This is a genomic window from Neoroseomonas rubea (assembly GCF_016106015.1).
In the GTDB taxonomy this organism is placed as follows: domain Bacteria; phylum Pseudomonadota; class Alphaproteobacteria; order Acetobacterales; family Acetobacteraceae; genus Neoroseomonas; species Neoroseomonas rubea.
This window is the reverse complement of the sequence record NZ_JACADQ010000082.1, coordinates 1-14,311: the sequence shown is the minus strand read 5'-3', so window position 1 is coordinate 14,311 and position 14,311 is coordinate 1. Positions and strand designations below refer to the sequence as shown.

General features: G+C 70.3%; 15 protein-coding genes. 4 read left to right on the top strand and 11 right to left on the bottom strand.

Going from position 1 to position 14,311, the window contains the following annotated elements; genetic code table 11:
- On the bottom strand, positions 1-946 hold a 946-nt coding region (locus HW577_RS10680; RefSeq protein ID WP_198376124.1), incomplete at its 3' end, for a D-alanyl-D-alanine carboxypeptidase family protein.
- Positions 947-1,317: 371 nt separating this feature from the next.
- On the opposite strand from HW577_RS10680, the gene HW577_RS10675 reads away from it, so the two are divergent.
- The 4 genes from HW577_RS10675 (at position 1,318) to HW577_RS10660 (ending at position 5,259) form a co-directional block, all read left to right on the top strand.
- Positions 1,318-1,815 carry a phasin family protein gene (locus HW577_RS10675; protein WP_232474839.1) on the top strand — a complete coding sequence of 166 codons (498 nt, stop codon included), beginning with the start codon at positions 1,318-1,320 and terminating at the stop codon, positions 1,813-1,815.
- A 224-nt stretch (positions 1,816-2,039) separates the two neighbouring features.
- Complete coding sequence (gene clpS, locus HW577_RS10670; protein WP_198376122.1) at positions 2,040-2,381, top strand: ATP-dependent Clp protease adapter ClpS; 342 nt, start codon at positions 2,040-2,042, stop codon at positions 2,379-2,381.
- 109 nt (positions 2,382-2,490) lie between these two features.
- Positions 2,491-4,836 (top strand): ATP-dependent Clp protease ATP-binding subunit ClpA, encoded by a 2,346-nt coding sequence (gene clpA / locus HW577_RS10665; RefSeq protein ID WP_198376121.1) that lies wholly within the window; start codon positions 2,491-2,493, stop codon positions 4,834-4,836.
- A gap of 90 nt (positions 4,837-4,926) precedes the next feature.
- Positions 4,927-5,259 carry a carboxymuconolactone decarboxylase family protein gene (locus tag HW577_RS10660; RefSeq protein ID WP_332837621.1) on the top strand — a complete coding sequence of 111 codons (333 nt, stop codon included), beginning with the start codon at positions 4,927-4,929 and terminating at the stop codon, positions 5,257-5,259.
- On the opposite strand, the gene HW577_RS10655 is transcribed toward HW577_RS10660, so the two are convergent.
- The 10 genes from HW577_RS10655 to HW577_RS10610 form a co-directional block, all read right to left on the bottom strand.
- Positions 5,256-6,137: a polyphosphate kinase 2 family protein gene (locus HW577_RS10655; protein WP_232474838.1), complete on the bottom strand. Its 882-nt coding sequence runs from the start codon at positions 6,135-6,137 to the stop codon at positions 5,256-5,258. The genes HW577_RS10660 and HW577_RS10655 overlap by 4 nt on opposite strands.
- Entirely contained in the window at positions 6,137-7,372 is a 1,236-nt protein-coding gene (locus HW577_RS10650; protein ID WP_198376118.1) for an MFS transporter, read from the bottom strand. Before HW577_RS10650 ends, HW577_RS10655 begins: the two co-directional genes overlap by 1 nt.
- A complete protein-coding gene (locus HW577_RS10645; protein ID WP_198376117.1) occupies positions 7,369-8,238 on the bottom strand; it encodes an endonuclease/exonuclease/phosphatase family protein in 870 nt (289 codons plus the stop codon). Before HW577_RS10645 ends, HW577_RS10650 begins: the two co-directional genes overlap by 4 nt.
- A gap of 8 nt (positions 8,239-8,246) precedes the next feature.
- Positions 8,247-10,250, bottom strand: a complete 2,004-nt coding sequence (locus HW577_RS10640; protein WP_198376116.1) for a DNA/RNA helicase domain-containing protein — start codon at positions 10,248-10,250, stop codon at positions 8,247-8,249.
- Positions 10,247-11,125, bottom strand: coding sequence for a DMT family transporter (locus HW577_RS27045; protein ID WP_198376115.1), 879 nt, complete (start codon positions 11,123-11,125; stop codon positions 10,247-10,249). The genes HW577_RS10640 and HW577_RS27045 overlap by 4 nt, the downstream gene beginning before the upstream one ends.
- 32 nt (positions 11,126-11,157) lie before the next feature.
- Complete coding sequence (locus tag HW577_RS10630; protein ID WP_198376114.1) at positions 11,158-11,559, bottom strand: MGMT family protein; 402 nt, start codon at positions 11,557-11,559, stop codon at positions 11,158-11,160.
- Positions 11,560-11,562: 3 nt separating this feature from the next.
- Entirely contained in the window at positions 11,563-12,726 is a 1,164-nt protein-coding gene (locus HW577_RS10625; protein ID WP_198376113.1) for a GNAT family N-acetyltransferase, read from the bottom strand.
- Between the two features lie 67 nt (positions 12,727-12,793).
- Positions 12,794-13,084 (bottom strand): hypothetical protein, encoded by a 291-nt coding sequence (locus tag HW577_RS10620; RefSeq protein ID WP_198376112.1) that lies wholly within the window; start codon positions 13,082-13,084, stop codon positions 12,794-12,796.
- A gap of 190 nt (positions 13,085-13,274) precedes the next feature.
- Positions 13,275-13,739 (bottom strand): RidA family protein, encoded by a 465-nt coding sequence (locus tag HW577_RS10615; RefSeq protein ID WP_198376111.1) that lies wholly within the window; start codon positions 13,737-13,739, stop codon positions 13,275-13,277.
- 73 nt (positions 13,740-13,812) lie between these two features.
- A partial coding sequence (locus tag HW577_RS10610) for a TSCPD domain-containing protein (protein WP_474100244.1) occupies positions 13,813-14,311 on the bottom strand: 499 nt, incomplete at its 5' end.

Sequence of the window (14,311 nt, the reverse complement as noted above, 5' to 3'; positions counted from 1 at the left end):
GCGCGGCCGTCGCGCGGCGATCCGGCACCGCGGCGCGGGCACGGCCCACCACCGGCGCCGCGCTTGCGGCCGCCATGACCGAGGACGGCGGGCGCGGCGCCACGCCAAGCTGCGCGAAGCCTTGGTCGAGCAGCGCGCCCATGTGACGGTCGCGCTCGACCCAGGACGACCCGCCCATGGTCACGCCGACAAGCCGCACCCCGTCGCGCAGCGCCGAGGTCACGATGTTGAAGCCGGAATCCCGGATGAAGCCGGTCTTGATGCCGTCCGCGCCCTCATAGTCGCCGAGCATGCGGTTGTGGTTGCGGATCATCGCCCGCCCCCAGGAGAAATGGACCGTGCTGAAATAGTGGTAGCGGTTCGGGAAGTCCCGGATCAGGCGCAGCCCGAGCGTCGCCATGTCCCGCGCGGTGGTGATGTTGTCCGGGTCCGGCAGGCCGGAGGCGTTGCGGAAGGTGGTCTGCGTCATGCCGATGGCGCGCGCGCGCAGCGTCATCAACTGGGCGAAGCGCTCCTCCGATCCGCCGAGATGCTCGCCCACGGCGGCGGCGACGTCATTCGCGCTTTTCGTCACGAGGGCGAGGATCGCCTGCTCGGCGGTCAGCGTCATGCCGGGCGGCAGGCCGAGCTTGGAGGGGGGGCGGGAGGCGGCCTCCTCGCTCATGCGGATCGGGGTGTTGAGGTTCACGCGCCCGTCGCGCAGCGCCTCGAACAGCATGTAGAGCGTCATCATCTTGGTCAGCGAGGCCGGGTAGCGCGGCTCATCCGCATTGGCCGCGATCAGTGCGCGGCCGCTGCGGGCGTCGAGCACGATCGCGGCGTAGCGTTCGCTGCCGATCTGTGCCGCGGCCGGCGCGGCGAACAGCCAGGCCCCGGCGGCAAGCATCAGCCCGGCCATGGCGCGGGCGAATCCCCGCCGGCACGCGCGGTCGCGTGTCTGCGTCATGCGCAATCCCCCTGGGCCCTGCGCCCGAATGGCGCCCGGCCCCTTCATCCCCGATCGGCACGATAGTCACGGCGACCACCCGCGTCCATCGGAATTCCCCGCGAGAGTTCGTTGCACGGCAAGCACTTACAATTCGTTGCTGCGCCGCCGCACGATATCCAGGCCACGTCATGGGCGGCGGGGCGGCCTCGGCATTTTTGTGCACTGCAAAAAATGCTTGCAACCCGGATGGGCGTTTCGCTATTCACACCATCATGTTGCAGCGCAGCAAAGCGGCCCGGACGGCTGGGCCGGCGAAGCGGAAGGTGCGGAATGCCGCGCCGGAGGCCGAGTCCGTCATCGAGGGCGCGACAGCGGAAGAGGATATGATCATGGCTGAGACCAAGGCCGACGTGAAGAAGATCGCCGCCGAAGGCGCGGCGCAGGCGCAGAAGATCGTGACCGAGGGCGCGGCGCAGGCCCGCGTGGCGATGGAGAAGAGCATGGAACAGTTCAGCAAGGGTGCCGAGGGTATGATGAAGGCCGCCGAGGACGCGGCGGAATTCGGCCGCGGCAACGTCGAGGCCTTCACCAAGGCGGCGCAGACCTGGGCGGTCGGCACGCAGGACCTCGCCCGCCACGCGATGGCGCTGGCGCAGGGCCTGACGGACCATACCCTCGAGGGCGCCAAGGCACTCGCGGCGGTGAAGAGCCTGAACGAGGCCGCCGAGGTCCAGGCGAAGTTCGCCAAGGCCGCGATGGAGAAGGCGGTGGCCGAATCCGCCAAGATGCAGGAAGCGGTCTTCAAGCTGACCGAGCAGGCCGTGGCGCCGATCAGCGCCCGCATGACGGTCGCCATGGAAAAGATGGCGAAGCCGCTCGCGGCCTGAACCGACGCGGAACGCCCCGCCTCCGGGCGGGGCGCCCCATGAGGGCCCGGTCCTTCCCCCCTTTCGGGGGGCGGGGCCGGGCCCTTCATCGTTTTCTCAGCACCTTCGCGACATTCTTGTCGCCGCGGCGCGGTCTACCCTTTCCGGGAGGCCGCGCGCTCCGATATCCTGCCATGCGGCGCGGGACGTTGCCCTTTGCGCCGAGGGAAACCACCTCTTCGACCATGAGCGACCAGGACAAGCGCCCGGGCAGCGGGCAAGGCGGCGACGGCTCCCAGACGGGGGTCGTGGTGAAGACGCGCCCGCGCACCAAGAAGCCCGCCATGTACAAGGTGTTGATGCTGAACGACGACTACACGCCGATGGAGTTCGTCGTGCATGTCCTCGAACGCTTCTTCCAGAAGAACCGGGAGGAAGCGACCCGCATCATGCTGCACGTGCACCGTCGCGGCGTCGGCGTCTGCGGCGTCTATACCTATGAGGTCGCCGAGACGAAGGTGACGCAGGTGATGGACCTGGCACGCCAGAACCAGCACCCTCTGCAGTGCACGATCGAAAAGGAATAGGGGGAAGGGCTCGCAGAAGCCCAGGGGGAGGCCAAGATATCAACTGATTGCCCGGTGCCCGCGAGGTCCAACGAGACCGACACGGCACCTACAGGGGAGCGTCACTGACATGCTGTCCCGCAACCTCGAGCAGACGCTCCACCGGGCCCTGGCACTGGCCAGCGAGCGCCGGCACGAATACGCCACACTCGAACACCTGCTTCTTGCCCTCGGCGACGACCAGGACGCGGCCACCGTGCTGCGCGCCTGCGGCGTTGACCTCGAGCGCCTGAAGCGCGACCTGACCGAGTTCCTCGACAAGGACCTTGCGGGTTTGGTGACGGAGCGCGGCGGGGATCCCAAGCCGACCGCCGGCTTCCAGCGCGTGGTCCAGCGCGCCGCGATCCATGTCCAATCCTCCGGCCGCGACGAGGTGACGGGCGCGAACGTGCTCGTCGCCCTGTTCAGCGAGCGTGAATCTCACGCCGTCTACTTCCTGCAGCTGCAGGACATGACGCGGCTCGATGCGGTGAACTTCATCAGCCACGGCATCGCCAAGGCGCCGGGCCGGTCCCAGCCGCGGCCCGTCCAGGGCTCGGCGCCCTCCTCCTCGGAAGAGAACCAGGAGAAGGAGGAGAAGCCCCGCGGCGGCCGTGGCCAGGACGCGCTGTCGAACTACTGCGTCAACCTCAACAAGAAGGCGCAGCAGGGCAAGATCGACCCGCTGATCGGCCGTGCGGAGGAAATCGACCGCACCATCCAGATCCTCTGCCGCCGCACGAAGAACAACCCGCTGTATGTGGGCGACCCGGGCGTGGGCAAGACGGCGATCGCCGAAGGCCTGGCCAAGCGCATCGTCGAGGGCGACGTGCCCGAGGTGCTGCTCAAGTCGACCATCTTCGCGCTCGACATGGGCAGCCTGCTCGCCGGCACGCGCTACCGCGGCGATTTCGAGGAACGGCTGAAGGCCGTGGTGACGGAGCTGGAAGCCCAGGCGGGATCGATCCTGTTCATCGACGAGATCCATACCGTGATCGGCGCGGGGGCGACCTCCGGCGGCGCCATGGATGCGTCGAACCTGCTCAAGCCCGCGCTGGCGCAGGGCACGCTGCGCTGCATCGGGTCCACCACCTACAAGGAATACCGCAACTACTTCGAGAAGGACCGTGCGCTGGTCCGTCGCTTCCAGAAGATCGACGTGAACGAGCCCACGGTCGAGGACGCGGTGAAGATCCTCCAGGGCCTCAAGACCAACTACGAGAAGCACCACAAGGTCCGCTACACGCCCGAAGCCATCCGCGCGGCGGTGGAACTCAGCGCGAAGTACATCCACGACCGCAAGCTGCCCGACAAGGCGATCGACGTGATCGACGAGGTCGGCGCGTCGCGGATGCTGCTGCCCGAGAACAAGCGACGGAAGACGGTCACGCTCAAGGATGTCGAGGACATCGTCGCCAAGATCGCGCGCATCCCGCCCAAGTCGGTCTCGACCGACGACCGGGAGCAGCTCAAGAACCTCGAGCGCGACCTCAAGGCGATGGTGTTCGGCCAGGACAAGGCGATCGAGGCGCTGTCCGCCGCGATCAAGCTGTCACGCGCCGGGCTGCGCGACCCGGAGAAGCCGATCGGCAACTACCTGTTCAGCGGCCCCACCGGCGTCGGCAAGACCGAGGTCGCCAAGCAGCTGGCCAAGACGCTCGGCATCGAGCTGATCCGCTTCGACATGTCGGAATACATGGAGCGGCACAGCGTAAGCCGCCTGATCGGCGCCCCGCCCGGCTATGTCGGCTTCGACCAGGGCGGGCTGCTGACCGATGCGATCGACCAGCACCCGCACGCCGTGCTCCTGCTCGATGAGATCGAGAAGGCTCACCAGGATCTCTACAACATCCTGCTGCAGGTGATGGACCACGGGAAGCTGACGGACCACAACGGCAAGACCGTCGATTTCCGCAACGTCATCCTCATCATGACGACCAATGCCGGCGCGTCGGACCTGGCGAAGCCGACCATCGGCTTCGAGCGCGAGACGCGCGTGGGCGAGGATGAGGAGGCGATCAAGCGCCTGTTCACCCCGGAATTCCGCAACCGGCTCGACAGCATCGTCGGCTTCTCGGGGCTGACGCCCGAGATCGTCGGCCGCGTGGTCGAGAAGTTCGTCATGCAGCTGGAAGCCCAGCTGGCGGACCGCAACGTGACGATCGAGCTGTCCTCGGCCGCCAAGGAGTGGCTCGCCGAGAAGGGCTACGATCCGCTCTATGGCGCGCGCCCGCTCGCGCGCGTCATCCAGGAGCATGTGAAGAAGCCTCTCGCCGAGGAACTGCTGTTCGGCAAGCTCGTGAAGGGTGGCGCGGTGAAGGTCGGGCTCAAGGACGGGGCGCTGACCTTCGAGATCGTGGAAGCGGCCCCGCCAGCCCTGCCGAAGCCCGAGGAAGGCGAAGGCGATGCAGAGCGCGAGCCCGAGACGGCCGAGTAGCGCGACGCCGCATCCGGCGCGATGATGGACGGGCGCGGAGGAGATCCCTCCGCGCCCGTTCGTCATTCAGGGGACACTGGCATGAGCGCGATCAAGGACTGGAACGCCTACTCGACGGCGCTGCGGGAACGCGGCAAGGAACTCGGCCAGCTGCACCCGGAGATCGTGAAGGGCTTCGTAGCCCTGTCGAACGGCGCGGCCAAGACGCAGCACCTGGATGCCAAGACGCGGGAATTCATCGCGCTCGCGGTTGCCATCACCACCAAATGCGAGGGCTGCATGGACGCGCATGTGCGCAAGGCCGTCGCGGCGGGTGCGACGAAGGAGGAGATCGCCGAGGCGCTCGGCGTGGCGATCGCGCTGAATGCGGGGGCGGCGTTCACCTATGCGCTGCATGTGCTGGACAGGGTGAACGAGGGCTAGACCAACGCCTTCCGCGCCACCTCCAGCGCCGCCTTCTGCGCCTTCGTCACCTTCGGATAGTGCAGGTCGAGCCCTTCCAGCGCATCGATCAGCGCCGCCGCGACCACCAGCCGCGTGAGCCACTTCGTGTCCGCCGGCACCACGTACCAGGGCGCATGCGGCGCTGCGGTGGCGCGGATGGCGTCCTGGTACGCCGCCATGTACGCGTCCCAATGCGCGCGCTCGGCCACGTCGTTGGCCGAGAACTTCCAGTTCTTCGCGGGCTCGTCGATGCGGGAGAGGAAGCGGCGCTTCTGCTCCTCCTGGCTGACATTCAGGAAGAACTTCAGCACCACCGTCCCCTGGCGGGCGAGGTAGCGCTCATAGGCCGCGATGTCCTCGAGCCGCTCCTCCCAGATCTTCCTGCCGACAAGCCGCGGCGGCAGCTTCTGGCCTTCGAGGTAGGCCGGGTGCACGCGCACCGCCAGCACTTCCTCGTACCAGGAGCGGTTGTGGATGCCGATGCGCCCACGTTCCGGCAGCGCGGTCGAATGGCGCCAGAGAAAATCGTGGTCGAGCTCGGTCGCCGTCGGCGCCTTGAAGGAATGCACCTGACAGCCCTGCGGGTTCACGCCGGAGAAGACGTGCTTGATGGCCCCATCCTTCCCGGCCGCGTCCATCGCCTGGAAGATGCACAACACCGACCAGCGATCCTGCGCGTAAAGCATGTCCTGCAGTTCCGCGAGGCGATCCACGCCCTGCTGCAGCAGCTCCGCGGCATGGTCCTTCTCGAGGTCGATGCCCGCCGTGTCGTCGGGCGCGATGTCCTTCAGCCGGAACCCCTTGCCGGAGCTCACGCGGAACCGTTCCAGCACCTTCGCCGTGCGCTTGTTGACCATCATCCCCTCCCCTTCGGCGCCACCACGATCCACAGCGCGGCCAGCGCCTGCAACAGGAAGGTGACGGACAGCGCCACCGCATAGCCCGCCGGGTCCCAGCCGCCATTCCCCGTGCGCGGCCAGAGGTCGAGGATCGCCCCGATCCCGGTCTGGAACAGGAAGACCAGCACGAGCATGGAGAAGTTGATCGCCGTCGCGACGCGCCCCTGCAATTCCGGCGGAAAGCCCTGCCCCATCGCCGCATAGCCGGCCACGCCCACCGACCCGCAGAAGGAAAAGCAGAACCACACCGCGGCGATCGTCCAGAAGCCCGACGGCGCGGCCACCAGCGTCGCGAGGCACACCAGCACGCCCCCCATGCCGAGATAGGGCACGAACATGGGCGAGAAGCCCCGCGCCTGCGCGAAGGACGCCGCCTGCCCCGTCACCAGGCTGCCCGTCACCAGGCCCAGCGCGTAGACCAGCAGAGCGACCGCCCGCGGCCCGTCCGCCAGCCCGGCCACGTCGCGCAGCCACGGCCCCGCCCAGAGGCCCTGGAAGGTGAAGTTCAGCGCGGACAGCACCATGATCGCCGGGAGGAACCGCAGGAAGCCGCGGTCGCGGAAGATGCGCCCGAACTCCCCGATCTCCCGCGCCATGCTGCGCTTCTGCGGCACCACGGCGCCCGGCGGCCGGTCCGGCACCGAAAAGCGGATCCACATCGAGACCACCACGGCCAGCACCGCGAGCAGGGCAAAAATGCCCCGCCAGCCGAGCAGCGGCACCGCCCATTGCACCGGCACGGTCGCACTCATGCCCCCCATGCCGGCGAGGAACAGCCCCGCCCCCGTTACCGCCGCGACGCGCTGCTTCGGATACCATTGCGTATTGGCCTTGAGCATCGCCATCAGCCCCGCGGCGAGCCCGAAGCCGCAGATGATGCGCCCAACTGCGAGCACCCACACATCGGGTGCCAACGCGCTGACCACGAAGCCCGCGGCCGAGACAAGCGCGAGGGTGCTCTGCACCTTGCGCGGCCCGTGCAGGTCGAGTGCGACGCCGATCGGCAACTGCGCCAGGGCATAGGCGGCAAAGAAGCAGGCAGCGAGCAGGCCGAGTTCCGATGCCGACAGGCCGAACTCGATGGCGAGCAGCGGCCCGATGGTCGCGACCATCCCGCGATTGGCCTGGTTGAGGAAGTTGATCGCCGCGAGCGGCAGCGTGATGCGGGCGAAGCCCGGCGCGGCCTCGCTCACCGCGGGTCGAGCCGCACGCTGATCGGGCAGTGGTCCGATAGCCGGTCGCGCAGCGCGGGGTCGCGCTCGGCATAGACAAGCACGCGGAAACTGTCGCGCACGAGCCAGGACCGCGCCGGCCCGCCAAGCAGGATATGGTCCACGAAGGACCGCGCCTGCCCGTCCCGCGCCCAGCAGGGGTTGGCGAAACCCTCGGTCGGGCGCGCAAGCGGGCCTGCCTCCTCCAGCATCGCCACGAACTCGTCGCCACGCCCGACGCGCCGGTTGAAGTCACCCAGGATCGCGAAGGCGACGCCTTCCCGCCGCCGCTCCGCGATCCAGTCGCGCAGGATCTCCGCCTGGCGGCCGAGGTTCTGGCAGTCCCGCGACTCCGGCCGCCGCACCGATCCTTGCGCACAGCCGCCATCCAAGTGGATCGACAGCAGGCGGATTGGCGGGCCTTCGCCCGCGCGCACGGTGATGTCCGCGCCCCGGCGCAGCGACCGCCGCGCATTCGGCACCAGATCCAGCGCCGAGACATCGGGGTTGCGCGTCACGTTCAGCCCGCGTCGCCAGGCGAAGCCGGCGCGCTGCGTGTCGGTCTCGGCGGGGAAGTGGAACTCGTAGCGCGTCGCGTCGAACACCCGCGCCGCGGCGAGCGGCCCGTCCACCTCCTGGATCGCGACGACATCCGCGGCCAGCCGCTCGGCATAGGCGCGCAGCCGGGCGAAATCCTCCTGCGTACGGGTGGCGAGGCCGGAGGGCAGGTCCGGATGCCCGGCGGGCTTGGTGGTCAGCCAGGCGATGTTCCAGGCGGCGATCTTCAGCTCCTGCGCCGCGGCGGGCAGGGCGAGGAGAAGGAGCAGCAGGGCGAGCAGCGAGCGCATGCCCGTCTTCATAGCAGCGTCGGCGCCACCGTGCGCGGGGCGGGTGTCGCCGCAGCCGGCAAGGCCCGCGCGCCGCAGCCGAGCAGGAAGTCCGCGACGGCGTCCATCTCGGCCGCGTCGCGCGTGACGTCGTGAAAGGGCGCATCGCGCGCGGAGCCCCGCGGCACCCAGACCACCGTCTCGTACCGCGCGCGCGTCAGCAGGACGCGATAGGTGTTGAGCACGTAATGCGCCTCGGCGCGTTCCGCCTGCCAGCGCGTGCCGGCGAAGCGCCGGGCGGTCCAGCCAGCCGCGCCGCGTACCAGGTCGCCGCCCCAGGCGAGGCCGCAGACATCCAGTTCCAGCCCCTGGCACGCATATTCCGTCGCCGCGGCCTCGAGCGCGTCGGAGGCGCGGACATCGGGCCAGGCATTGAGGAACCAGTCGGCCACATCCTCCGCCGGTACCTCGGCCGCCAACCCTTCCCCACGCAGCCGCTTCGCGCCCGAGGACCGCAGCAGCCCCGCCCGCCGCCGACCGCGCGCGAAGCCGCGCAGCGCGGCGCGCGCAGCGTCCAGGTCACGCGTGACAAGGACGGGGAAATCCTCGGCCCGCGCGGCGATGGACCGGGCGCGCGCCGCATCCTCCGCCAGCACGGCCTCGACCCAGCCCGCCACCGCGGAATCCCGCACCGCGCGCATCGGCACCGTAAGGTCCAGCGAGGGCGCAATCTCAAGCCAGGGCGGTTGTCCTTCGGCCAAACGCTGCATCGGCTCGGGCGCTGCCAGCCCGCGGCCGGCCGCGACCGCGCCCCAGCGGGGGTCGGCGTCGATGACGCGCCCCCATTCGCGCAGCCCCGCCTCCCCCGTGTTGATCTCCTGCCCGTTGCCGATCAGCGCCACCACCACCGCCCAGCCGGGATGGCGGCCCATGATGTCCAGCGTATGGGCGGGCTCGCTCATGGTCAGCGTGCCCGGGCGGTTCTGCGTGCCGCGGCGCGCCTTGGCCTCGTCCCAGGCGCGCTGGGCCTCGTCGAAGACGATCACGCGCTCGGGCGGCGCGCCGGCACCCGGTTTCGCGCCGTCCTCCAGGAAGCGGTGCACGTTCTGGATCGCCGTCTTCACCTCCCGCAGCGCCTGCGCCTTCGACGCACCCCGCTGCGCGATGGCATCCCGCGCCAAGGCTTCGCGCAGCACGGCAACCAGCGGGGCGTTGCCGGTCAGGAAGGCCGCGCCATCCTGCCGCGCAGCGCCGAACACGGCGTTCAGCCCGCACAGCGTCTTGCCCGCGCCGGGAATGCCGGTGACGAAGACGACGCGCTTCGCATGGTCGCGCCGCGCCTGGTCGACCGCGCGCGCGATCGCCGCCGCCGTCTCGCGCAGGTTCGTCGCATCGGCGCGCGCGGCGGCGATCTCGGCGACGCCGTGGCGGGCGAACAGCATCGTCGCCGCCTCGACGATCCCCGGCACTGGCCGATAGGGCGCATCGAGCCAGACACGGCCATCGAGCGGTGCCGCAGGCGCGGCCGACTGCACCCAGCCGAACAGCGCCGCGAGACCATCCGGCCCGCACGTCACCGGCCGCGACACCCCCTGCCATATCAGCGGCGGCTGCGCCGGCGGCGCGAAGCCACGCACACCGCCCGTGACCAGCACCGGCAGGATCGGATGGGCACGGCTGCCGGCGTGGAAGTCGCGCAGGTCGAGCGCGTAGTCCTCCGCCTCGGCCAGCGCCGCGGGCGAGGCGTCCGTCTGCTTGAATTCCAGCACCAGGATGGCGCGATCCGTCAGCACCACCGCGTCGATGCGCTTTTCCAGGCGCAGCAACTCGTATTCCAGCGCGACGGTCCAGGCATCGCCGCCGGCCGCCCGGAGCCCTTCGCGCAGCGCCGCGACCTGTGCGCGCCAGGCGGCCTCCTGCTCCGGCGCGCCGGCATGCCCGCGCGCCTGCTGGGCGGAGGCCAGCCGCCCCACCGTATCCGCCGGATCGCGCACGAGCAGCGCCGCGCCGTCGCAGGCGAACCACGCCCTCATCCGCCGCCACCCCGCCGCGGCCAGGTCGCCACCGCCACGCTGCCCATCATCAGCACGAAGCCCGCGGCATGGACGGACGAAAAAGCCTCCCCCAGCAGCGTCACCGCCACCAGCGCCGCCGTCCCCGGCAGGAACACGGTGAACACCCCTGCCATCCCCGCCGGCACGCGCTTCAGCCCGGCGTACCAGAGCAGCAGGCAGAGCACGCTTGCCGTCAGGGAATGGAAAACGAGCAGCGCGGCGAGCGACGGGTCCGCCAGCGCCGCGACGGCCCCGAGATCCGGCAGCGCGAAGGGTGCCAGCACCAGCGCGGAGAACACCTGCATCCACAGGCTCGCGGTGATCACCGGCACCCGCCCCGCGATGCGGCGCGCGAGCAGCACATAGGCGGCCTCCCCCATCACGCCGCAGAACACCAGCAGGTTGCCGAGCGCGGATCCACCATCCCCGCCGACGCTGCGCGCGATCGTGATCGCCGCCATGCCACCGGCCGCCAAGGCGACCGCCGCCCATTGCCGCCCGGGCAGGCGTTCGCGCAGCAGCAGCGCGCCACCGATCGCGACCACGGCGGGCAGCGTGGCGAGCACAAGCCCGCCTTCCAACGCCGTCGTCAGCCGCAGCCCCGCGAGCAGCCCCGCATTGTAGATCGCGGTGCCGAACAGCGCCTGCAGGGCAAGGTTGCGCAGCGCGTCGGGCGGCACGCGCACGGGCCCGTCCATCGCCCGCGCCAGCGGCAGCAGCACGAGCATGGCCAGCACGCAGCGCAGGAAGGCGATCATGGCGATCGGCAGCGCCTCGGCCAGCAGCTTCGCCACGGCGACATTGGCGCCGACCAGCGCCATGGATAGGGCGAGTTGGAGGTAGGCGAGGCGCACGCGCGCAGCCTATCGCGCCCGGGCGCGGACTCCTACCGCCTGCGTCGTCCCGGTGCGGGTGCCTCGGCGGACCGGACCTGGCGGGGCACGCCATGCGCCAGCGCGGCGACATCGGCGCGTCGCGCCACGAAGTCCGTGATCCGGCCCTCCGCGTCGAAGGCCGTGCCCTCGGCGGCCAGCAGCGCGTGCTGCGTCACGCCGTCCGGGCCGGATTTCGCCGCGCCGAGCGTGCCGTCCGCCGTCACGGCGCGGTGCCAGGGCAGCGTCGCCGCCTCGATCTCCGTGAGCGTCGCGAGGATGTAGGCAACGTGCCGCGGCGCGACATCCAGATGCGCGCCGATATCGGCGAAGGTGACGACGTGCCCTTCCGGCACGGCGGCGACGATCCGCAACACGTCCCTCTTGATGCGCGCAAAGAAGGGCGAGCGCGCCACGCGCTACGCCTCGCCATCCTTGCGGAAGGGGGAGAGCGTGGCGAGCGCCTCCATCTCCCGCCGCATCGCCGGCCTTTCGCGCGCAAGGAAATCGGCCACTGCCTGCGACAGGCCCCGATGCGCGATCCAATGCGCCGAGTAGGTCGGCACCGGCAGGTAGCCGCGCTGGATCTTGTGCTCCCCCTGCGCGCCCGCCTCCACGCGCGGGATGCCGTGCGCGATCGCGAAGTCCATGGCCATGTAGTAGCAGAGCTCGAAATGCAGGAACGGCACGTCGACCGTCGCGCCCCAGTTGCGGCCGTAGATCGCCTCCCGCCCCACCAGGTTCAGCGCGCCGGCGACGGGTTCACCGTCCCGCTCGGCCACCATCAGCACCACGGCATCGCCGAGCCTTTCGCCGAGCAGCGGCCAGAAGCGGCGGGTGAGGTAGGCGCTGCGGCCCCATTTCCTATCGGTGGTGCTGCGGTAGAAGCGGTGGAAGGCATCCCAGTGCCGTTCCGTGATCTCCGCCCCGCGCAGACAGCGCAGCGCCAGGCCGCAGGCGGCGACATCCCGCCTTTCCCGCTTCAGCGCCTTGCGCTTGCGGGAGGCGAGCGCGCCGAGGAAATCGTCGAAGCCCCCATAGCCCGGATTGGACCAGTGGAACTGGGTGCCTAGCCGCTGCAACCAGCCCGCATCGCCAAGCGCTGCCCATTCGACGTCGGTGCAGAAAGTGACATGGACGGAGGACGCGCCGACACCCTCGCAGCCCTGCACCAGCGCCTGGGCCAGCGCGGCGATCGGCAGCCCGGCATCGGGGCGCACCAGCAGGCGCGGCCCCGGCACCGGGCTGAAGGGCACCGCGACCTGCAACTTGGGATAGTATTGCCCTCCCGCCCGCTCCAGCGCGTCGGCCCAGCCATGGTCGAAGACGTATTCGCCCTGGGAATGCGACTTGGCGTAGCAGGGCGCGCAGGCGAGCAGCCGTCCGGCCTCGTCCCGCAGCGCCGCATGCTGGGGCAGCCAGCCGCGCTCGGGCGCGGCGCTGCCGCTGTCCTCGAGCGCGGAGAGAAAGGCGTGGGAGAGGAAGGGATTGTCGCCGCCCGCGCAGGAATCCCACTCAGGCGCCGGGATCTCGGCGATGGCGCGGTGGAGCGTCAGCGTCAGCGGGGGCGGACCGTCGGGCATGCCCCCAATGTCGCGCCGCCGGCCGACATGGCAAGGCGCGGGCGCCCAACGGGGCGCCCGGCCGGCTTCAGCGGTCCTGCGCCTTGTAGATGCTGACGACGCCGAGCAGCATCGTGATCGCCCCGCAGGCGAACATGGCGATCGCGACCGTCTCCGGCTCCGCCGCCGGCAGGCCGCCCGGCAGCGGAATGAGGCGCGACGTCTGGCCGAAGCCGATCAGCGCGCCGCCGGCAGCGGCGGCAAGCCCGAGGAGCATCGCGACGATGCCGAGCGCCATGGTCCAGCGCCCCTCGGAGGCGCTGTCATAGGCTGCCGAAATTGCAACCGCGCGATGATCCCAACCGCGAACGTCCGACATGATTTTGTCCTCGCTGCAACCGATGGATGCACCTCACCACAGCGAGAGTGACGTTTGCAATACATTAAACAGTCTCAAAAATTGAGTGTTGCGGGCATCCCACGCACTACCTCTGGTATTTGTGTGTCGCACAGCACTACCACAGGGGTGCCGGCGGGTGATTTTTCGGCGGCGTCTCGCGCAATGATACTCACGCGAGCTCGAACATCCCCTCCACCTCGACCGCTGCATCACCGGGAAGTGAAGGCACGCCGATCGTCGTCCGCGCATGCCGCCCCGCATCGCCGAACACCGCGACCGCCAGGTCCGAGGCCCCGTTCATCACCACCGCGTGCTGCGTGAACGACGCCGGCGCGGCGATGAAGCCGCCCAGTCGCAGCACGCGCTTGACCTGGTCGAGGTCCCCGGCCGCCGCCTGCACCTGCGCGAGCAGGTTCACGAAGCAGAGCGCCGCCGCTTCCTTCGCCGACTCCGGCGTCAGGTCCACGCCAACCTTGCCGGTATAGGCAATGGCCCCGTCGCGCAGCGGGATCTGCCCCGAGACGACGACAAGCTTCCCCGTGACCGAGAAGGGCACGTAGTTGGCGATGGGGGCGGCGGGCTGCGGCAGGCTGATTCCGAGTTCCGCGAGTCGCGCGGCGATACGTCCGGCCATGGGTCTCTCCTCCTCCGATCGGGGGACGGAGAGTGCCGCGCTTCGGGGGGCGCGTCGCCCCCCCCACCTTCCGTCAGGCCGCGTGGCGCATCGACCGGCCGCGCCGCGGCGAAGGCTGCGCCGGCAGGTCGAGCGGCAGCAGCGGCGGCTGGGTGGCCTGCGCGGTCGGCGGATCCGCTTCCTCCTCCGCCGGATCGGGCAGGTCGGTGCGGCCGAGATACTCCATCGCCAGCCGCCGGAAGGCCCAGTCGAGCACCGAGGTCGCCCGGCGGATCGCCGCATCGCCCTCCACCGCGCCGCCCGCGCCTGGGGCGTAGGCATAGGACTCGACAAAGCCGTCGAGCGGCACGCCATGCGCGAGGCCGAGAGAGACCGCCTGCGCCAGCGCTTCCAATAGCGCGCGCGCGGACGCCCCTTCGCGCGGCGCGCTGAACGCGATCTCCCGCAGCCGCCCGCGATCGTCCTCGATGGCGCGCAGCGCGACCCGCGCGCCACCGACCGAGGCGCGCCAGGTGGGCGCGGCCGCCGTCGCGACCGGCCTCAGATCGGGAGAGCGCACGCTCGGACTCCAG

What these genes read in the sequence shown, in the direction of transcription:
- HW577_RS10645 (WP_198376117.1), bottom strand. Translation starts at nt 8,238, where the DNA reads ATGCGCTCGCTGCTCGCCCTGCTGCTCCTTCTCCTCGCCCTGCCCGCC.
- HW577_RS10615 (WP_198376111.1), bottom strand. Translation starts at nt 13,739, where the DNA reads ATGGCCGGACGTATCGCCGCGCGACTCGCGGAACTCGGAATCAGCCTG.
- HW577_RS10655 (WP_232474838.1), bottom strand. Translation starts at nt 6,137, where the DNA reads ATGGTCAACAAGCGCACGGCGAAGGTGCTGGAACGGTTCCGCGTGAGC.
- clpS (WP_198376122.1), top strand. Translation starts at nt 2,040, where the DNA reads ATGAGCGACCAGGACAAGCGCCCGGGCAGCGGGCAAGGCGGCGACGGC.
- HW577_RS10620 (WP_198376112.1), bottom strand. Translation starts at nt 13,084, where the DNA reads ATGTCGGACGTTCGCGGTTGGGATCATCGCGCGGTTGCAATTTCGGCA.
- HW577_RS10640 (WP_198376116.1), bottom strand. Translation starts at nt 10,250, where the DNA reads ATGAGGGCGTGGTTCGCCTGCGACGGCGCGGCGCTGCTCGTGCGCGAT.
- HW577_RS10625 (WP_198376113.1), bottom strand. Translation starts at nt 12,726, where the DNA reads ATGCCCGACGGTCCGCCCCCGCTGACGCTGACGCTCCACCGCGCCATC.
- HW577_RS10675 (WP_232474839.1), top strand. Translation starts at nt 1,318, where the DNA reads ATGGCTGAGACCAAGGCCGACGTGAAGAAGATCGCCGCCGAAGGCGCG.
- clpA (WP_198376121.1), top strand. Translation starts at nt 2,491, where the DNA reads ATGCTGTCCCGCAACCTCGAGCAGACGCTCCACCGGGCCCTGGCACTG.